Origin of the sequence: Leptospira wolbachii serovar Codice str. CDC (assembly GCF_000332515.2) — a bacterium.
Lineage (GTDB): Bacteria > Spirochaetota > Leptospiria > Leptospirales > Leptospiraceae > Leptospira_A > Leptospira_A wolbachii.
Genome location: NZ_AOGZ02000001.1, coordinates 2,501 through 22,554, shown reverse-complemented (window position 1 = coordinate 22,554; position 20,054 = coordinate 2,501). Strand labels below are relative to the sequence as shown.

At 41.5% G+C, this 20,054-nt stretch carries 18 protein-coding genes and 1 rRNA gene (1 of these 19 cut by a window edge); 14 read left to right on the top strand and 5 right to left on the bottom strand.

Going from position 1 to position 20,054, the window contains the following annotated elements:
• Positions 1-35: 35 nt before the first annotated feature.
• From fliN to LEP1GSC195_RS00035, 12 genes are all read left to right on the top strand, one after another.
• Positions 36-1,106, top strand: a complete 1,071-nt coding sequence (gene fliN, locus LEP1GSC195_RS00095) for a flagellar motor switch protein FliN (protein WP_015679519.1) — start codon at positions 36-38, stop codon at positions 1,104-1,106.
• Between the two features lie 41 nt (positions 1,107-1,147).
• Positions 1,148-1,885, top strand: coding sequence for a FliO/MopB family protein (locus LEP1GSC195_RS00090; RefSeq protein ID WP_040506144.1), 738 nt, complete (start codon positions 1,148-1,150; stop codon positions 1,883-1,885).
• Positions 1,882-2,691, top strand: coding sequence for a flagellar type III secretion system pore protein FliP (fliP, locus tag LEP1GSC195_RS00085; RefSeq protein WP_015679593.1), 810 nt, complete (start codon positions 1,882-1,884; stop codon positions 2,689-2,691). The genes LEP1GSC195_RS00090 and fliP overlap by 4 nt, the downstream gene beginning before the upstream one ends.
• Positions 2,688-2,951: a flagellar biosynthesis protein FliQ gene (fliQ, locus tag LEP1GSC195_RS00080; protein ID WP_002974890.1), complete on the top strand. Its 264-nt coding sequence runs from the start codon at positions 2,688-2,690 to the stop codon at positions 2,949-2,951. The genes fliP and fliQ overlap by 4 nt, the downstream gene beginning before the upstream one ends.
• Position 2,952: 1 nt before the next feature.
• Entirely contained in the window at positions 2,953-3,735 is a 783-nt protein-coding gene (fliR, locus tag LEP1GSC195_RS00075) for a flagellar biosynthetic protein FliR (protein WP_015679750.1), read from the top strand.
• Positions 3,732-4,997 (top strand): EscU/YscU/HrcU family type III secretion system export apparatus switch protein, encoded by a 1,266-nt coding sequence (locus LEP1GSC195_RS00070; RefSeq protein WP_015679529.1) that lies wholly within the window; start codon positions 3,732-3,734, stop codon positions 4,995-4,997. Before fliR ends, LEP1GSC195_RS00070 begins: the two co-directional genes overlap by 4 nt.
• Positions 4,998-5,001: 4 nt before the next feature.
• Positions 5,002-7,116, top strand: a complete 2,115-nt coding sequence (locus LEP1GSC195_RS00065) for a flagellar biosynthesis protein FlhA (RefSeq protein WP_015679486.1) — start codon at positions 5,002-5,004, stop codon at positions 7,114-7,116.
• Between the two features lie 10 nt (positions 7,117-7,126).
• Positions 7,127-8,101 carry a tRNA dihydrouridine(20/20a) synthase DusA gene (gene dusA, locus LEP1GSC195_RS00060; protein ID WP_015679669.1) on the top strand — a complete coding sequence of 325 codons (975 nt, stop codon included), beginning with the start codon at positions 7,127-7,129 and terminating at the stop codon, positions 8,099-8,101.
• Positions 8,102-8,432: 331 nt separating this feature from the next.
• Complete coding sequence (locus tag LEP1GSC195_RS00050) at positions 8,433-10,130, top strand: DNA repair helicase XPB (RefSeq protein ID WP_015679595.1); 1,698 nt, start codon at positions 8,433-8,435, stop codon at positions 10,128-10,130.
• Between the two features lie 8 nt (positions 10,131-10,138).
• Positions 10,139-11,356 (top strand): pyridoxal phosphate-dependent aminotransferase, encoded by a 1,218-nt coding sequence (locus tag LEP1GSC195_RS00045; protein ID WP_015679476.1) that lies wholly within the window; start codon positions 10,139-10,141, stop codon positions 11,354-11,356.
• Position 11,357: 1 nt separating this feature from the next.
• Entirely contained in the window at positions 11,358-12,458 is a 1,101-nt protein-coding gene (locus LEP1GSC195_RS00040; RefSeq protein ID WP_015679748.1) for an SH3 domain-containing protein, read from the top strand.
• Between the two features lie 11 nt (positions 12,459-12,469).
• Complete coding sequence (locus tag LEP1GSC195_RS00035; protein ID WP_015679524.1) at positions 12,470-13,264, top strand: alpha/beta fold hydrolase; 795 nt, start codon at positions 12,470-12,472, stop codon at positions 13,262-13,264.
• Between the two features lie 158 nt (positions 13,265-13,422).
• Here LEP1GSC195_RS00035 and LEP1GSC195_RS00030 read toward each other — a convergent pair whose 3' ends face one another.
• Positions 13,423-13,893, bottom strand: a complete 471-nt coding sequence (locus tag LEP1GSC195_RS00030; protein WP_002978136.1) for a Dps family protein — start codon at positions 13,891-13,893, stop codon at positions 13,423-13,425.
• 26 nt (positions 13,894-13,919) lie between these two features.
• Positions 13,920-14,537, bottom strand: a complete 618-nt coding sequence (locus LEP1GSC195_RS00025) for a CsgG/HfaB family protein (RefSeq protein WP_232227587.1) — start codon at positions 14,535-14,537, stop codon at positions 13,920-13,922.
• A gap of 127 nt (positions 14,538-14,664) precedes the next feature.
• On the opposite strand from LEP1GSC195_RS00025, the gene LEP1GSC195_RS00020 reads away from it, so the two are divergent.
• Complete coding sequence (locus LEP1GSC195_RS00020; protein WP_015679686.1) at positions 14,665-15,579, top strand: alpha/beta hydrolase; 915 nt, start codon at positions 14,665-14,667, stop codon at positions 15,577-15,579.
• A 9-nt stretch (positions 15,580-15,588) separates the two neighbouring features.
• On the opposite strand, the gene LEP1GSC195_RS19905 is transcribed toward LEP1GSC195_RS00020, so the two are convergent.
• The 3 genes from LEP1GSC195_RS19905 to LEP1GSC195_RS00010 are packed head-to-tail and all read right to left on the bottom strand — an operon-like array spanning position 15,589 to position 18,359.
• Positions 15,589-16,035, bottom strand: a complete 447-nt coding sequence (locus LEP1GSC195_RS19905; protein ID WP_232227584.1) for a hypothetical protein — start codon at positions 16,033-16,035, stop codon at positions 15,589-15,591.
• Positions 16,025-17,320: a hypothetical protein gene (locus tag LEP1GSC195_RS00015; RefSeq protein WP_015679726.1), complete on the bottom strand. Its 1,296-nt coding sequence runs from the start codon at positions 17,318-17,320 to the stop codon at positions 16,025-16,027. Before LEP1GSC195_RS00015 ends, LEP1GSC195_RS19905 begins: the two co-directional genes overlap by 11 nt.
• Before the next feature lie 10 nt (positions 17,321-17,330).
• Positions 17,331-18,359 (bottom strand): LA_0442/LA_0875 N-terminal domain-containing protein, encoded by a 1,029-nt coding sequence (locus tag LEP1GSC195_RS00010; RefSeq protein WP_015679608.1) that lies wholly within the window; start codon positions 18,357-18,359, stop codon positions 17,331-17,333.
• Positions 18,360-19,464: 1,105 nt separating this feature from the next.
• Here LEP1GSC195_RS00010 and LEP1GSC195_RS00005 point away from each other — a divergent pair.
• Positions 19,465-20,054 (top strand): 23S ribosomal RNA (locus LEP1GSC195_RS00005); it runs 2,349 nt beyond the window's last position.

Genomic DNA, 20,054 nt, shown 5'->3' with positions numbered 1-20,054 from the left:
CTCATTATCCTAAGTTTTTCCGGAGATAAAAGGGTATGGGTGAAGGTTCACTCTCACAAGACGAGATAGACGCATTACTACAAGGTGCGGATGATACATTCGACCTCTCTTCCTTAAGTGGCGCCTCCAGTTCGTCATCGGACAACCTATCTCCTATTGACCGCGACATTATATCCGATGTGATCGGCTCTGCATTCCAGGTGGCGGGGAACACACTTGGCACGATCTTGGCAAAAAACACTCGTTTTATGAACCCTGCCACCGAATCGAGCTCCTCTACCGATGTTCAAAAGGAACTCGGAACCAAATCAGTCAGTTTGTTTTCAACAATTAGCGGAAGTTTGGTGGGGCGGGCTTGTCTTATTATGGCCCAAGAGAATGCAGCAAAAATTGCTGGCGTGATGATGGGGGGAATGACTCCTCCTGGACAACTCGACAACGCACAGCTCCAAACATTAAAAGATTCTTTATCACCAATTTTGGGAACTGTTACGGCACAAATTGGAATGAAACTTGGTGGCACCATGTCTGGCAGCCCACCAGAAATTGCCCTTGTCAATTCAGGACGTGATTTGCAATTACCAGATGACAATAGTTTGGTGAAAACTTCTCTTAGTTTGAATATTGATGGAGTCGGTTCTTTTAAAGTATACTATGTAATTTCTCTCTCAATGGCGAATTCCGTTTTGGATATTCAAAAGGGTGGGGGCCAAAAACAACAACAACAGTCCGGCGGAATGAACGTCAACATGCAACCCAATATGGGAATGGGTGGTGGACAAGGTTCTGTTGGAATTAAAGGTGTTAATTTTCCTTCTCTTGCGACAGCAGGTGGTGGGCCAGGACAAACCAACCTCAATCTGCTTATGGATGTGCAAATGGCACTGACTGTGGAACTCGGAAGAACTAAAATGTATATCAAAGACATTTTGGGCCTTGGAGAAGGTTCCATCATCGAACTAGACAAGTTAGCTGGTGAGCCAGTGGATTTACTTGTCAATGGCAAACTCATCGCTAAGGGTGAGGTTGTGGTCATCGATGAAAACTTTGGTGTTCGTGTTACCGATATCGTAAGTCCGACCGACCGACTCAAAGGCGAAAAATGATCAACTTCACTAAGAGATTGTTAAAACAAAAGGGGCAAGTTATGTACTTTTGCCTCGTCCTTGTTTTTGCAGTTTCTCCTCTTCTTTCGCAAGCTGTGGAAACCAAAGAACTTGATCAAATCCTTCGCCAAGAGTTGGGAGATTCTAAATCCAAACCTGCAGAAACAAACAATTCCAATGCAGCTCCGAAATTCGAAGGATCCCCTAACAAAGCGAATACGGGAGAGGCAAACAAGGCTTCTGAAGAAACCAATTTGATTCAAGAAAGGTATGCAGAAAATCCAGATGATTCTCCTTCTGCGACTTGGATTTTACTAAAGATTTTGTTCATTCTAAGTATCCTTGTGGGCGCGGGGTATTTCCTCATATTACAAATGCAAAAAACAAAATCGGCAAAATACCCTGTAAAGGGATTTATGAAGGTTTTGTCTAGCCTCTCTCTCTCGGCAACACAATCAGTGCAAATCGTTGAAGTGGGTGGACGTACACTTGTGTTAGGTGTTGCGGATGGGTCTGTGAGTTTACTTACAGAAGTGACTGCTCCTGATGAAAAATCGCAAATCCAAAAAATGAAAGAGGAAGCGGATCCTTATGTTCCTAATTTTCTAGAATCGGTTCTTGAGAGTTTGCAATCCAAGGCCCAAAGAAAAATCCGTATCAACCCTTCCAAAATGGAAAGTTTGGAATTTGATGGGGCCGCCGAGATCCAACGTAAGGCCAAAGAGGGTCTCGAACGTCTACGCAAACACCGGGAATTGTTAGAAGGAGGGGAGTCATGAAATCTCGTTTTTTATCCTTCCTTAAGAGACATAAATCTATTATTTTTCTCATTAGTATCCTATTTCTCATCACGGCCGGAGGGTTTACCGGGCTTATGGCTCAGGATAAGGGCACAAGGATCCCAATCCCAAACCTATCCTTTAACGTAAATGAGGCGAGGGGACCAAAAGACACCAGTCTTTCCCTTATGATCCTCTTTCTTGTGACCATTCTTTCTTTGGCACCAGCTATTGTGATGAGTGTCACTTCGTTTACAAAGGTTGTGATTGTGTTTGATTTTGTGAGAAGGGCGCTGTCACTTCAAAACTTACCACCAAACCAGGTAATGATGGGCCTTGCACTTTTTGTCACTTTTTTCATTATGGCACCTACGATTGGTAAGGTGAATGACGAAGCACTGCAACCTTACTTAAACGGTAAAATTGATCAATCCACATTTATGGAAGGGTCGATGAAACACTTACGTCAGTTTATGATCCGCCAACTAGGTCGGGATGGAACCAAAGACGTCGCATTGTTTTTGAAGATTGGAAAAGTACAAAATGTGAAGTCCTTTGAGGACGTTCCTTCTTATGTTTTGGTTCCTGCTTTTATGTTAAGTGAAATCAAAAAAGCCTTTATCATTGGTATTTACATTTTCATTCCTTTCATTGTCATCGATTTGATTGTGGCATCTGCACTCCTTGCCATGGGTTTTATGATGTTACCTCCGGTAATGATTTCCCTTCCTCTAAAACTCATTCTTTTCATTTTAATTGATGGATGGAACTTACTTGTCCTTGAGCTCGTAAGGAGTTATAAATGACAGAAGTCGATGTAGTCAACTTACTTAGAGAAGCATTCATCGTAACTCTCAAGATTTCGAGTCCGATTTTGATTACGGCCCTGGTTGTGGGACTCATTGTCGGTATTTTACAAACAACCACTTCCATCCAAGAACCAACTATTGCTTTTGTTCCCAAACTCGTTTCTATTTTTGCTGTGATTGTATTTTTTTCAGCTTGGATGGTGCGAGTGATGACGGACTACACTCGTGAAATTTTTTTTATGATAGAAAAGATATGATATGGAACCATTTGTTTTACACTTTCAATCTTTTCTCTTGGTCTTAGTCCGCCTCCTCGGACTGTTCTTGGTTGCCCCTTTCTATTCTTCGGAGTCGATCAATTTTTCACTTAGAATGATATTTTCGTTTATGGTATCACTGATCGTTTACCCAGTTGTCGCGACTTATATGCCACCAGTTCCAGGGAATATGATTAACTATGGGATTCTTATTATTTCTGAGATGTTGATTGGAGTGTTTATTGGTTTTCTCGTATCATTAGTGTTTGCTGCCTTCCAGATGGCTGGTGAATTTTTTAACAACCAAATTGGTTTTGGGTATACGGAAATTTTAGATCCTGTCACTCAAAACTCACTCCCAGCTATTGGAACCATGAAAAACCTTATGGCGACAGCACTTTTTCTTGTGATTGGGGCACATAGGTTTCTCATTGAAACTCTCGCTTATTCTTTTGAAAAAATACGAATCATTTCATTTACCGGCCAGGTGAACGCAGGCTTGTATCGCCTAATGGAAGAAGCCATTGGAGCCATGTTTGTTGTCGCTTTTAAGATTGCCCTCCCTGTGATGGGGATTTTGTTTTTGGTCTCTCTAGCGGAGGGCCTTATGGGAAAGGCCGCCCAACAAATGAATGTAATGTCGATGTCTTTTCCGCTGAAAGTATTTATTGGAACACTCACTCTCATCGCGACACTTACTTTTATCGCCACACAAATGGTTCAAGGAATCCAGATTTCGATGGATAAGGCAAGTTTACTCATTCGGGAGTGGCCAAGTCTATGAAATTGAAAAGATTCACTAAGTTTATATTGAATGGTGATTCCATTTTTACTTGGATCCAATCATTGTTTGGTGGGTTTGATCCGTTTTGTTTGAAAACTCTCCCTGCTTTCTTTGGTTTGGATTTTATAAAACCGAAGAAGATAACACTAGCTCCAGCTTCCTCTGGATACTATGAGATAGACCTTCAACTTTTCGCTGCGGCCGATGAAGGTCGAACAGAACCTCCGAGTGAACGTCGTAGGCGAGAAGAAAAAGAGAAGGGGAATGTTCCTAAATCCAATGAGGTTGCATCCACATTGGTTTTGTTAGGTGGGACAGGTGTTTTGTTTGTATTAGGTGATACTTTTATCAAAAACACTGCTATTTTTATTAAAAAATACCTTCCTATGGGAATGAAGATGGATCGTTTTGGGGCCGAAGAGTTTCGAGTAATTCTGTCGGGTGTTTCTCGCGATTTTTTTAATCTCCTTTGGCCAGTCCTTGCCATTACTCTCGTATTTGCCATTGTAGGAAATGTGGTTCAGGTGGGATTTATGTTTTCACCTAGAGCCTTATCCTTTCGGTTTGATCGAATAACTCCCAATTTCAAACGAGTATTTCCTAACCGCCAAACATTGTTTAACTTGGTGAAGTCACTCGCTAAAGTGATCATCATCGGCATCATTAGTTATATATTGATCTCTGGTGATTTTTTGAAAGTTCTTTTGACAGGAAATATGGGAATGATGCAGGCCATCAAACTCATTACCTATTCAGGATTTAAGATTATGATGGCCGCAGGACTTTTGTTACTCGGTATAGCCGTGGCTGACTTTTTTTTCCAAAAGTCAGAATTTGAAGAATCTCTCAAACAAACTCCTTCAGAAGCAAAACGAGAGATGAAGGAAGACTCTGGGGATCCGGTTATGAAAAACCGCCGGATGCAACTGGCTCGTGATATGATGCAAGGAAATATGCTTCGTGAAGTTCCGAAAGCCGATGTTGTCATTACCAATCCTACGCATTATTCTGTGGCCTTGTCTTATGAAATGGGAAGGGATTCCGCACCCCGTGTGATTGCCAAGGGAGAGAACCGCCTAGCACTCGAAATACGAAGGATCGCTCGAGAAAATGATGTTCCGATCGTTGAAAGTCCAAAACAAGCACGTCTTTTATATGCACAAGTCGAAGTAGGTCAGGAAATTCCGCAAGAGTTCTTCAATGCGGTGGTTCAAATCCTAATCACTCTTGAGAAGTTTAGAAAAAAAGTAGGAATGGGATAAGCGAATGAATTTTAGAGACTTACTCAAACAATCTGATGTGATTTTAGGAGTGGGGACACTCCTCATTTTAGGGATGCTCATTGTCCCTTTGCCCGGTTTTGTTTTAGATATTCTTATCGTTATCAGTATTGGGCTTGGATTACTCATACTCATGACGGCATTGTCGGTAACAGAACCCAGTGAGTTTTCGATTTTTCCAAGTATCCTTCTAATAACCACCTTATTTCGATTAGCTCTTAACGTTTCGACCACAAGACAAATTTTGTCGAAAGGACCTGCGATGAATTCGAGTGTGATCGAAGCCTTCGGAACCTTTGTGGTCGGTGGGGAATCGGGACTTGGTAAATATGTTGTGGGGCTCATTATCTTTATCATTCTAACGATTGTTCAGGTACTCGTTATTACTAAAGGTGCGACTCGGATCTCGGAAGTGGCAGCAAGGTTTACTTTGGATGGATTGCCACAGAAACAAATGTCCATTGATATGGAATTAAATAGTGGTGCGATCACTGAAGCGGAAGCCAAAGTAAAACGTAAAAAAGTCCAACGAGAAGTGGATTTTTATGGGGCTATGGATGGAGCTTCCAAATTCGTGCAAGGGGACGTAAGGGCAGGGCTCATCATTACCGCCATAAATCTACTTGGTGGAATTTTGATTGGATCCACCATCCGTGGGGAATCCTTCCTTGCTTCCATTGAAACTTATGGAAAGTTTACAATTGGGGATGGACTCGTTTCTCAAATTCCAGGACTACTTTCTACAACAGCAACCGGTATCATTGTCACTCGTTCCAGTTCAGAAAAGAAACTGACCGTAGAGATCAAAGACCAACTTTTTGGGAATGCCAAAACTTTATATGTAGTTTCGGGAGCCCTTGGCCTCTCTAGTTTAATTCCCGGTCTTCCTTTCTTCTCCCTTATGTTTTTAGCAGGAGCCATTGGGTATTTGGGTTATTCGATTGAAAAAGTAGCCAAAGAAGAAATCAAAAAAATCGAAACAGTTGCCCAGGAAAAAGTCCAAGAGAAAAAACCAGAAAACTATATCAAAGAAATTTCTGTGGAAGCCATTCAGGTGGAACTCGGACGCGACTTACTCCCGTTAGTGGATTCCTCTTCGGGTGGGCATTTACTCGAACAGATTGCCAACACTCGTAAAAAATTTGCGATCGATTTTGGTCTTGTGATTCCGGCCATTCGGATCATCGATAATTTAGAAATTCCTCATGATAACTATAGCATTCGTATCAATGGAGTGGTTGTGGGTCAGTCGGCAGTCAGAGCAGATCGTTTGATGGCAATGAATAACACTGCAAGAAACTTAGATGCCATCATCGGCGAACCATTCACTGAGCCTGCCTTCGGTCTGAAAGCCACTTGGATTGATCCGAATGATAAAATTGAAGTGGAGAATAAAGGGTATTCGGTAGTCGATCCATCCACAGTCATCATCACTCATTTGAAAGAATTGATTTCCAATTATGCATCGCAGCTACTCGGAAGAGAAGAAGTGAAAGCCCTTCTCGAACACTTGCGGCAAACACATCCAACCCTTGTGGGTGAACTCGATTACGACAAACAAGGAAGACTTGGGATCATCCAACAAACTTTACAGAATCTTTTGGCAGAAGGCCTTTCGATTAAGAACCTTCCCAAAATTATGGATGCCATTGCAAACCATCTCCCTCGGACAAACAATCCGTTTGATTTGGCGGAACATGTAAGACAAGCCCTCTCTCGCCAAATCATCAACGACTTTCTTTCTCCGGATGGAAAGTTACATGTGGTCACCATTGATCCAAGGATCATTGATCGGATGAACAAAAGTATCACTCTCGATGAAACGGATGGAAGTAAAATCATCATCCTTCCTCATGATGTGCGTGTAAGAATTTTGGAATCTGTTTATAACGAACTCCAAAAGGCTTTGGATGAAAATAGATTCCTTATTTTTGTGGTATCTCGTTACCTCAGACAAGCGTTCGCATTCTTTTTGACAAAGGAACTACCCCCCAGGAACTTTGCAGTAATTGCTTCGGAAGAGATCCATAGAGGGGTTCCTACAGAAATTGCCTCGGTTCTCAGCCTTCCATCCAGAGAGGAACACCCGCAAGAAGCATAGGAGAAAGTTTTTGCAGCCAAAGGTTCCCGTCAGTCGAATTTCCGTCGCTCCGATGATGGACTGGACTGACAGGCACTACCGCTTCTTTCTCCGACTTATCTCCAAACACACGTTACTTTATACGGAGATGGTGACTACTGGTGCCATCCTCCGTGGGAAAGACAATCATAGGTATCTAGAATATTCTAAAGAAGAACATCCCGTGGCTCTTCAGTTAGGTGGAGATTCGCCGACGGCTCTCGCTGAATGCGCCAAAATCGGTGAAGATTACGGGTATGATGAAATCAATTTGAACGTGGGTTGTCCATCGGATCGGGTACAAAGTGGAAGTTTTGGGGCCTGTCTGATGAAAGAACCAGACCTTGTGGCCGAGATGGTTACAGCTTGCAAATCCCAAGTGAAAATTCCCGTGACCGTAAAACACCGCATAGGTGTGAATGGGAAGGAAAGCTACGAAGACTTACATCATTTTGTATCCAAAATTCGCTCGGCGGGTGTAGACCAAATCATTGTACATGCCAGGATTGCGATTCTCGAAGGACTTTCACCAAAAGAGAACCGAACGATTCCTCCCCTTCGGTATGAAGATGTGTATTCCCTAAAGAAAGATTTTCCCGATTTGCCAATTGTAATCAACGGGGGGATTAAAACTCATGAGGAAGTAGAACAGCATCTAACCAAGGTAGATGGGGTGATGATTGGACGGGCAGCTTATGACAATCCATTTCTCTTTAGTGAAGTCGATTCTCTCTATTATGATTCGAAAGATTCTGTCAGAACAAGGGAGGAAGTTCTTTCCGAACTGATTCCCTATGTCCATTCCGTATTAGAGAAAGAGGGAAAGGTCCACTATATCCTCCGCCATATCTTGGGGCTGTATCATGGGGAAAGAGGTGCAAGGGAATACCGAAAGTTTCTTACCGATAGAATGCATAATCACGATGCCACTGAATCTATTTTAAAAGACTATTTACTTTTGCGTTAAGGATCCGTAGGGCGAAGGTCACCTGCTATCGTTAGATGGCTGGGGACGGGAGCGTTAGCGCACCCCGAAGTGAGCCTGACCCTTAGTTAGAAAGAAGTTGGGCAGAGGTGAGACCTGGGAACGCCCATAAAAAGAGGGAAAAGTCAAACCAATTATTTTGAACAGATAGATATAGCTTAACCTGGATTAGACGGTCTTGCTGACCTATTCGTTCGAAATTTTCTCCATTTGCCTGAAAAACAAAGCGAAAAAGCATCCAAAATCTATTAAAATCAAATAGGTTGACAGGGCGGTTTCCATTCCCAGCCTGGTTAAATTGAGAGGGAATACCATGACCAAGCCACTTACTGTACAAAGTGACAAAACGATGCTTCTTGAGGTAGATAACCCCGAATTTGAAGCCTGTCGGGACCTCATTGCTAAGTTTGCCGAGCTCGAAAAAAGCCCGGAATATATGCACACCTATCGCATTTCTCCACTTTCTTTGTGGAATGCAGCATCCATTAAAATGACTGCAGAAGAGATCATCGAAGGTTTAACAAAATTTGCCCGTTATTCCGTTCCTAAAAACGTAATGAATGAAGTGAGAGAACAAATCTCTCGTTACGGAAAAGTGAAACTCGTGAAAGAAGAATCTGGGGAATTGTATATTATTTCCAATGAAAAAGGATTTATCACAGAAATTGCCAACAACCGTGCCGTTCAACCCTTTGTGGATGGAATGGAAGGCGATAAAATTCGGATTAAAAAAGAATACCGTGGTCACATCAAACAAGCGTTAATCAAAATTGGTTTTCCTGTGGAAGACCTTGCGGGTTACGATGAAGGAAACAAATATCCATTTAACTTACGTCCTACGACAAAAGGTGGAATTAAGTTTGGAATGCGCGACTACCAAAGAGCATCAGTAGAAGCTTTCCATGCGGGTGGACGTAACGAAGGGGGATCCGGTGTTGTGGTTCTTCCTTGCGGTGCGGGAAAAACCATCGTGGGAATGGGTGTTATGCAAATCGTTGGAGCAGAAACACTCATTCTTGTAACGAACACTTTGTCCATTCGTCAGTGGAGAAATGAAATTTTAGACAAAACGGATATCCCTGAGTCAGACATTGGTGAGTATTCTGGTGAGATGAAAGAAATCAAACCGATCACTATTGCCACATACAACATCTTAACTCACAGAAAGAAAAAAGGTGGGGACTTCACTCACTTCCATATCTTCAGTGCGAACAATTGGGGACTTATCGTTTATGATGAGGTTCACTTATTACCAGCACCGGTATTTCGTATGACATCAGAATTGCAAGCCAAACGTAGGTTAGGTCTTACGGCAACTCTTGTTCGTGAAGATGGACTAGAAGAAGATGTGTTCTCACTCATCGGTCCGAAAAAATACGATGTACCTTGGAAAGAACTAGAAGCCAAATCTTGGATTGCCGAAGCCAATTGTGTGGAAATTCGAGTTCCTATGGAAGACGACCTTCGTATGAAGTATTCTGTCGCGGATGATCGTGAGAAGTTCCGTTTGGCTTCCGAAAACCCAGAGAAACTACGTGCGATTAGTTATATTTTGAAGAAACATTCGACTAACAACATTTTGATCATTGGACAATACATCAATCAGTTGGAAGAAATATCTCAAACCTTCAAAATTCCATTGATTACAGGTAAAACTCCTCTTCCGGAAAGACAGGAACTCTACCAAGCGTTTCGTTCAGGCCAAATCAAACAACTTGTGGTTTCGAAAGTGGCGAACTTCTCAATCGACTTACCAGATGCCAACATTGCCATCCAGGTATCGGGAACCTTTGGTTCGAGACAAGAAGAGGCGCAGCGTTTAGGTCGGATCCTTCGTCCAAAATCGCAAGACAATACAGCAATTTTCTTTTCCCTAATTTCGCGTGATACGAATGAAGAGAGGTTTGGACAGAACCGACAACTATTCCTCACCGAACAAGGGTATGAATACGAAATTTATACTTTGGATCAGTTTAAAGAAACTGTTCCGGAAGAATTACTCACTAAATAGAGGACAAAATGAAACTTGTAGCAAGACGACTGGATGTCGTAGAACCTTCTCCCACTCTCGCGATCACTGCGAAAGCAAACCAACTGAAAGCGAGTGGACTCGACGTTGTTGGATTTGGTGCAGGGGAACCTGACTTTGATACGCCTACACATATCAAAGACGCAGCCAAAAAAGCAATGGACCAAGGGAAAACCAAATACACTCCCGTGAGTGGAACTGTTTCTTTGAAAGAGGCAATCATTCGTAAATTCGAAACCGAAAACGGTCTGAAATACGAAAAGAACCAAATCATTGTAGGAACAGGGGGAAAGCAGGTTCTCTACAATTTTTTTATGGCAACTCTCAACCCAGGCGACGAGGTCATCATTCCCGCACCGTATTGGGTGAGTTATGCGGACATCGTTCGTTTGGCTGAAGGAATTCCTGTGATTGTGGCAACCGATATTTCCAGTGGATTTAAAATCACTGCCGACCAATTGGAAAAAGCAATCACACCTAAGACAAAAGTTTTTATTTTCAACTCGCCATCCAACCCAACAGGGGCAGCTTACACTCGTTCGGATGTGGAAGCTCTTGTAAAGGTTCTCGAGCCCAAAGACATCATTACTGTTTCTGATGACATCTACGAAAAAATCATTTATGATGGATTGGAATTTGTAAATCCTGCCATGATCTCGCCGAAGATGAAGGAAAAAACCTTTGTAGTGAATGGAGTCTCCAAAGCTTATTCCATGACGGGATGGAGGATTGGATATGGTGCCGGGAATGCGGAGATTGTGAAAAACATGGACACCATGCAAGGCCAATCTACAAGTAATGCTTCTTCCATTTCCCAAGCTGCGGCAGAGGCGGCTCTCACGGGAGACCAAACTCCTGTTGCGGATATGTTGAAAGCTTTTGACAAACGCCGTAAACTCATCGTTGGACTTTTGCGCGAGATTCCAGGATTCGAGTGTCGGATGCCAGAAGGTGCGTTTTATGCTTTCCCTTATATCTCTGGTGTTTACGAAACTCCTGGATTTAAGAAGTTAGTGGCAGAGAAAAAAGAAAGTTCTTACTCCAAACTATTTTGTGATGTTTTACTCGATAAATACAATGTAGCAGCAGTTCCCGGGATTGCTTTCGGGGATGACAAAGCCATTCGATTGTCTTATGCGTTAGGTGATAAAGACATCGAAAAAGGTGTCTCTCGCATCAAACAAATGGTTGAGGATTTACAAAAGTAAAATGAAATCCGGCCCTTTACTTAAAAAATTTCGTAGAGGGTTGGTGTCTTCTCGTTTTGGATTTTTCTTTCTATTGACTTCCGACATATTTTCTTTTGTCGGACAGGTTGTATTTTTTTCATTATTGTTTGGTTCGCTTGTGGCAGCACCCACGATTCAGGAAAAAACCAAACAGATAAAACCTTCTGAACTTCTGAAACGGGATTCTAGTTCTGTAATTGTGATTCCCGTGATTGGACTAAACTTACATTTGTTTGCTGACCAGAAAAGTGATGTTCTTCGCAAACTCAAGTTTGGTGAACCTGTTTCTTATGATAAAGATTCTCTTGAAAGTCCCAAAGAGGACTGGATTCCGGTTAAGTTAGAAGATGGACTTTCTGGGTTTATCAAACGGTCGGTGGTGCGTTCTGTTCCAACGAAACAATATCTGTCTACTTTGTTATTTGAAGCCGAACGAATGGTTCTCTCGAAAAACGTTGATTTTACGGACAAACAAGAAATCACCGATACTATCTTTCAAATTTCCGGTTCTGGGAAATATACCGGTGATGACTTTATTTTCATTCGTGCGAAGGCTGGATTTTTTTTAAAGAAAACCGTGGATCTGATGAACGAAAAAGGGATCAAACCTGACAACGATCCTGCCACTCTGGAATTTTTAAAACGCCACCAAACCAAGTTATTATATGATTATGCTTCCGGAAAATACTACGTGGATTCTAATTACTTCTGGAAGTTACTTGAGTCCTATCCCAAAACAAAACATTCAGATTACGCAGGTTATCTGGCCTCAGAAAGTATGCCGGCAGTAGAATGCGGAACTGATTTGAAATGTCGATTGGAAGAAATGCGTAAGGGAAAACTGCGTTATATTTATTTATTTCCTACAGGCAATTATGTAAATTTATACACAAAAGACTTGGTGGCAAATTTGCATTCCATGACAAAGGATCCGGATTCCATTCCTTGTTTTTCTCCTGTGGGAGAAGGAATTAAATCTGAGATAGGCCAAATGATTCGGTATGCGTCAGAAGTGGGCCCTAGGGAAAAAAAACAAATCCTTCCTCATTTGCAAATTCTAAAGAAGGAATGTTTTCGGTAAGAAGGCTTTTCTTGAAATTAAGTTTTAAACTTTATCCCTTTTCGCCAACTTCAGAAAATCAGAAATCCATCGGTGAGATCGTCATCTTACATGGGTTATTTGGTTCTTCGAAAAACTGGGTTACGGTGGCTAAGGCCCTCTCTGAATTTGGATCCGTTTATACCCTGGACCAAAGAAACCATGGAGATTCTCCTCACGCAAACGAACACTCCATAAAACTTATGTCCGAAGATTTGGAAGAATTCCTATCGGATCACCAAATTCAAAATCCTATTCTACTCGGACATTCAATGGGTGGACTTGTGGCTATGTATTTTGATTTTACTCATCAGGGTGTTTTAAAAACTTTAATCGTCCAGGACATCGCACCTAGGTCTTATCCCTTCGTTTATGAGAAAGAAATCGCTTCAATGTCCTTTCCGCTTGGTGGATTTTCTTCACGAACGGACATTGATACAGAGATGGCAAAATATCTACCGGACACGTTTATCCGCCAATTTTTACAAATGAGTTTGGAGAGGTTGGATTCGGGTGAATATCGTTGGAAGCTGAATGTATCGGGACTAAACCAAGCAAGACGAGTTTTTGATCATCCTTTTCCTGAGGTAATTCATTCTGATACAAGGGTTTTGTTTATTGTGGGTGGGGCTTCGGAATATATCACAAAGGATGATTTGATTTTGATAGAAAAATTCTTCACGAATGTTAAAATCAAAACTATTCCATTCGGCGGTCATTATATCCATTTTACTCACCAGAAAGAGTATTTGGAAATTTTGAACAAAGAAGTATTATTAAATTCTTGAGTTTTTGGTTCGCATAACTTAAAGTTAAAGTAAGATACAATAAGTTTGCAATAAAAAAAAGAAAAATTATACGTTAGTTGGTAAGCTTAGGTTGGAACTAGACTGGTTTTAGTGGATGAACAAACAGTAGTCTGGATTTGACTACTGTTCAAATTTGTTTATTCTTCTAGTAACGATCGCAACATCCAAGCGGTTTTTTCATGTATGTCGAGTCTTTGTGTGAGTAGATCCAATGTGGCTTGATCGTTTCCTTTTTCTGCAGGCTCGTAAGCGGCGCGTGCCGTGCGGATCACCGCTTCGTTTCCTTCTACCAAATGTTTGATCATTTCTTTGGCTTTGGGCACTTCCTTATCTTCTGTTATACTTGAATACTTTGCAAATTCCCATCCACCCATAGGAGCGTAGTATCCTAGGGATCTAATCCTTTCGGCAATGGGGTCGATTGCATTCCAAAGTTCTGTGTATTGAGTCATAAACAAAATATGTAGAGTTTGGAACATGGGCCCTGTAACGTTCCAATGGTAACTATGGGTTTTTTGATACAGAGTGTACGTATCCGCCAAGAGTTTTTTTAAAGACTCGGAAATAGCACTTCTTTCTTCTTCTGGGATTCCAATATTAATTTTCATCGTTTGTCCTTTTGATTTAAGATAAATTATTTCTTTAATTCTGAAACAATACGTTCCACCAAACTTTCTGCTACAACGTCGTATTGGCTGGTTGAGAGTAGAATGTCCTCTCGACTCCAAATGAGTCCGAGCCCCAAACTATATTGTAAAACTCGACCAAAAGTCCAATCGGCCCCTGGTTTTTTACGAGCATTAACAATGACATGGCCAGATTCAATGTGAACGATTTTTAATGAAACTGTATCTACTAAATTGGGGATGAGTTTGCCTTTTTCATCGTATTTTTTTAAGGCTGATCCCCTTCCAAAGATAAGTGCATCCACACCTAAAACTTTCCCTAGGCGAACGGCTGTTTGCGTATCGATAATTCCTGTTTTTGAAAAACTTTGTTCGTTCACCACTTTAGAAAGTTGTTCCCTCTCGATGACTTTGATAGGGAGTAACTTTGCTATTTGTAAAGATACAGCATCAGTGAACTCATCCCCCCATTTTGCTTCTTCAATGTCAAAAAGCAAAACAGCAACTTTGGAGATGCCTAGGTCTGTTTTTCCCGATTCAGGATATTGGATGGCAGCATCCATAGTGCGACAGTTCACAAAAGAAAGGCTAAGGAGGAGGGATAGGCACGCTAAATATAGTTTCATAGATTTCCTTAAGAAATGATGGAAGGATCTTACGCCGGCAATTCTTTTTCTCATCAAAAACTGGCATTTTGGAAAATTCGCTTTTCCTATTGTGGTCTTTCCTAGATTTTTCCAACTAGGTCCTTTGATGAAAAAGATTTTTAGTATATTTATAATATTTCTCACCTTTTTTTTGCTAGGCGCAGGTTATTACTTTTCCTCTTCTATTATCTCCTTTCCTGTCTCCAACTTAGAGGAAGATAAGACGAAATTAAATATTAATTCCTTTACTGATTTTGGGCTTCCCGAACCAGAATCCGTTCGATTTCAAAATGGAAGTCTGCGGCTTCGTGGTTGGTATTTCAAAAATCCTAAAAAGAAAAAATGTGGTGTAGTTTTGCTCCATGGACATGGAAGGACCCGTTATGGTGTTCTCAAGTATGCACCTTTATTTTGGAAACGAGGATGCAGTTTATTTACTTATGACGCTCGCCGGCATGGTGAAAGTGCGGGAGAATACGGAACGTACGGGTATTACGAAAAACATGATTTGGAACGTGCGATGGAATTTTTTTCTGAGATTAGTACTGTTCCCGAAGAAGAGATCGGTATTTTTGGTGCTTCGTTTGGGGCAGCTACAGCCTTACAATACGCAGAAGGACGAAGCGACTTTGCCTTTGTGATTGCGGACTCTCCGTTTATGGATATGCGTTCGATTGTGGAAAAACGTGCTGTCGATATTTACTCCCCATTGGTTCTATTTCTTTCTCCTGTCGCTCTGTCTATTGCGGAGGTGAGGGCGGACTTTCTTGTGGACGAAGTGTCTCCCAAAAAAGCGGCAAAATTCATTTCTATACCGGTCCTTCTCATCCATTCTAAGGAGGATGAGGTAACTCCAGTTGCTCATTCCGAAGAGATTTTCCAAAATTTAAAATCAAATCGTAAACAACTAATGGTTACAGATTGGGGCGCCCTTCATTGTAAGTCGATAGATACACGTTTTACTGAATATGAATCGATAGTGAATTCTTTTCTAAAAGAAAAGACAACTTTTCCCAAATGAATCCCTTTTTTAGCGGATTTTAATCAATCGAGGGACATCTTCCCAATTCCCATCATCTTTTGTAAAACGGGTGAGGTAAATAGGTAAGGAACCAATTCCAATCGGGCCATAGATGGACCAGCTATAGTTTAATTTTCCATTGGCAGATTGCAATTGTTCTGCATTGGTAATGGGAGAATTGTATTCTGCTGGGATTTGTGGCAAGACAGAGGCGCTGGCCAATGAATCTGTACTTCGATAGATTTCATAATTCGGTGAAATAGTGGTAGGACTAGAGGAAAGAAGAAAAAAGTCGGAGTTCCCTGAACTCTTCACACTGCGAATTAATGGGGTCGCATTTGCCAATGTGGTGCTAAACCCTGTGATTGGGCTTGTATTTTTTGTAATCGTTGGATTGGATCCTCCATAATTATCTGTAGGGAAGGTAAATCCTGATACATTCGTGCTAAAATTCAATAAGGCAACTAATTTTCCCCTCACATAAAATGGGGGGGGTTTGGAATGTATATCCACCTCCACCTGTATCAAAAGTAACAATACGATTGGAGAGTCCAACACTGTCCAGGCTACGGACTTGGTATGTTGTGTTCCCTAATGGTAAAGAAGATGAGCTTTGGCATTGCAAGTATTCGGTTCCTGCTACATTGATCAATTGGTAAGAGATAGCTCCGAGATTTGAGTCCGCTAGCATACAACTAAACCCCAAAACAGCGTCTTGGGTTACTGCGAAATTTTCGTTTAAAAGAGTAGGTCTTGTTTCCGTTGCTGCGTAGTAGGTTGGGGTGACGAGATAACGCCCAGAGAAATAAAATGCCGGGTAAATCCAAGGAAACATATCTGGTCGATACAAGTAAGCATCGGAGGCAATGGGAAGGTTGATAACTTCACTTGTGTTAGGGAAAGACTGGGGGATTTTAAAAATTAAGTTTCGGTTTGATAGAAAGTTTGCTGGAGAAGGAGGGCTTGTATCCCTTTCCTCCGATAAGAAAAAAACATATTCCGATCCATTGAACATCGGTTTGGAAATCTTTAAGAAGTATTCGTTTCCCGAATCAACTTTAATAGTGACACCATCAATCTTTGTTACTTGGTCATAATACTCCCCATCGGTACTGGAAATGATATATCCAATGGATGAATATTGAGTGGGTGAAGTGAAAGCGGTTTGTACTTGTAAATAGAGAAACTGACGTCCATTGACTGATCCAAGCGAGGTAAGTAAGTTAGCAGTTCCTAAGCGGTTTCTGTAATTGGCTAAGTCTTCCAAAAAAAACTGAGTGGTACCACTTTGGGTTAACCAGAAGAACGATTGTTTGGTGATTCCATTATAAACTCGAAAACTTGCATTACCGACAACGGCATTCCCTGAATTTTTAACTGTGATTTTTGCAATTCCCCTTTCACTGAAGAATAAAAAACCCCTGCCATAAGTATCCAAAGTAACCGTATATGGTTGGATATTGCCTGATTCTCCGAAGGGTGAAACTGGAACCCCATTTTCATCGGCTTCATTAAAAACAAAATATTCAACAATACCATTTACATAAGGAGTGCCATTGGAATCTGTAAATTTCATAAAGGCAACGGTTTGGCTATAGGTATTAAAAGCATCGGCTAAAGCAAGATACCGTAATAATGTCTGTAAGGTGCCCAAATCTTGTGAAGGGTCCAAATCGGAAGGTTTAAAAATTTTACAATGGAAGGAGAGAAGGATGAGTAGTGTGGTGAATATCTTTTTCATAAAAATCTCCTTAGAATAAAAATGAATAACGGATTTCCGCATAAACGGCATTTGTCTGCGGTCGAATTCCAGTAATCGAGTATGGTCTGTCCCAACTCGTCTCAAAGTCCAAACCTTCTTTGATTTGTTTTCCACCTGTACTGACGGTGGGCCTATCTGGATACCTGTCTTTTCCGATCATGTAGGCATGAACTAAATTTGTGATATAGAGGATACTTGCTGTGCCCAGTCCCGCTAAGTATTTTGTATTGGAGCTTTTTGCATTTTCTCTGCTTTTGGCAATGAAATCTTCAGCGATCGATGATTCGGCAAAAACTTGGAAAAATTCGGAGGGCAAACTGATGTTTTGTGCGTTGAGTCTTGTGCCTGGCCCTCCTATTTGGTTGAGTAAAATCATGGTATCGTAATGGGATTTGGCGTTTTGTTCTTCTGTACGTAGTGGTCCTAAGGTAAAAACTAAGGTACCAAAAAATAAGGTGCTAAATGTCCCCGCAGATACTTTCGATCCGCCGCATAATTGACCCCATCCAGGGATTAGTGCTGATCGCCAAATAATGGCTAAACGACCGCCACATTGAGTTGCAGCAGGAGAAGGTCCGAGTTTTCTCGTTGCAAGCCACTCTGCTTCTGCCCTTGCTTCCTTTTCTGCTAATGTTTCTTTATTTTTTTCTTCGGCGAGTCTCGTTTGTTCCGCGATTTTTGCTTCTTCTTCTAAACGTTTTTGTTCTTTTGCTTCCGCAAGTAACCGTTCCTTTTCTAATCTGGCTTTATCTTTTTCTTCTTTCTCTCGTAGTTTCTTTTCTTCTGCGATTCGAATCTTTTCTGCCTCTTGCTCAGTTACATCTTTATAAATTACTTTTAGGATTTGTGATTTAGAAATGGTTTGTTGGCCGTCAGCAGTTTGTACGGTCAGACCTCTTTCGTTTTGATCGGTGACTTTGCCTTTTAGAGTTTTTCCGTTTTTTAGAATGACTGTATTGACTGCAAGGAGTGGGAAAGATAACAACAAGAGGATAATTAAAAAGGTAGATCTTTTCATATAAGGAAATCCATTATAGACTCGAAAAAATTTTCGCATTCATTCAAAGAATTGCAAGAGAATTTTTGAGAGTTACAAATTGGGAATTGCTTATTAGGTAGAAGTGAGTTAAGATTCACTCTTATCTTGATTTGGTTTTCAATGTTGTTTAGGTTTTTTTGCGAGAGGGATATGGTTATATGCAGTTTAACGTGCGGTATTGAGAATAAGTTCACCCCGCCCTGATTTGAGGGTGGGGAACTAGACCCGCCTCCCAATGTTTTCCTTCTATCACATCCGTCGAAATCCAACCACCACCAATCGATCTTTTGTAAAAATTCTGCAAATAAGTTCACCTTTCGGTTTCAATACCACCTTTCCTACAGCATAGCTCGATCTCCCAACGTAACCTAGCTCGCATCACCTAACGAAAAACTTGTGGCTTCAAGAGAAGAAACTAGACGGATTATGTTTTCGCGGCCCAACTTCAAAAGTAGTCGACCATAACCATTAAATCTTCTGGAGAAATCGACTAATTATAGTTATATTAAATATATAATTCGTCGACTTGATTGTTTTCTGTCAGGTTTTCCCTTCAAATAGCGTAGGCCCGGCTTCTGCTTGCCAGTCACAACCAATCATTCGTTAGCCTATTCCTTGGAGTCGCCAAATCAGTGTTATCTGGCTTATTCTTTTGTTTGCGCACACCACCGTATTATGTCTCATTACATCTCCCCTTCACCAAACAATTCATAAAAAATATTTGATTGAACTACGAACTTTTTTATAAAACCGTGTTGACTGCTTAGGTTTTGAAATTACTTTGGTTTTTACCGCATGGATCTTTTCGATCTATGAAACCGGTAGCTTGCAGGCGACTGTGGGCGGAGGGAGAGGAAGATCTTCCTTTGCGAAAGCAAAACGAATAACCGACATTTTAATTTTCCACGAGAATACTCCTGGGTGATTAGTCTGTAGGGAAACATTCGTTCTTTGACAACATATATACGACATTGTAAAGAAAACAAACAATGCGCCGAGCGGCCATAACGACGCCGAGTCAGTTATGGTTGCATCAAAAAAGACGAACAAGAAAACTTTAGGATATTGCTCATAAGAGTAATATGGTCAAGTAATTAAGGGCGTACGGTGGATGCCAAGGCACTAGAAGGCGATGAAGGACGTGGTTTGCTGCGATAAGCGACGGGGAGTTGTAAACAAGCTTTGATCCGTCGATTTCCGAATGGGGAAACCCTACTAGGCAAAACCTAGTAACACAGCAATGTGGGCAAGACCCAGGGAATTGAAACATCTTAGTACCTGGAGGAAGAGAAAGAAACCTCGATTCCGTCAGTAGCGGTGAGCGAAAGCGGAACAGCCTAAACCTTTGACTACGTTACAGATCTGGATCGCTGTAGCAGAGGTGTTGTAGGGCTTACGGGTGCAGTTCAGAATGCATCGAGGAGTTACAAAGATTAGTGGTAGTGGAATGGTTTTGGAACAGCCAACCAAAGAGGGTGATAGTCCCGTAGACGAAACTGCTAATCCTCCTGTTAAGTATCCTGAGTACCACGGAACACGTGTAATTTTGTGGGAAACCGCGGGGACCACCCCGCAAGGCTAAATACTTCCTAGTGACCGATAGTGGACAAGTACCGTGAGGGAAAGGTGAAAAGCACCGGGGAACCGGAGTGAAATAGAACCTGAAACCGTACG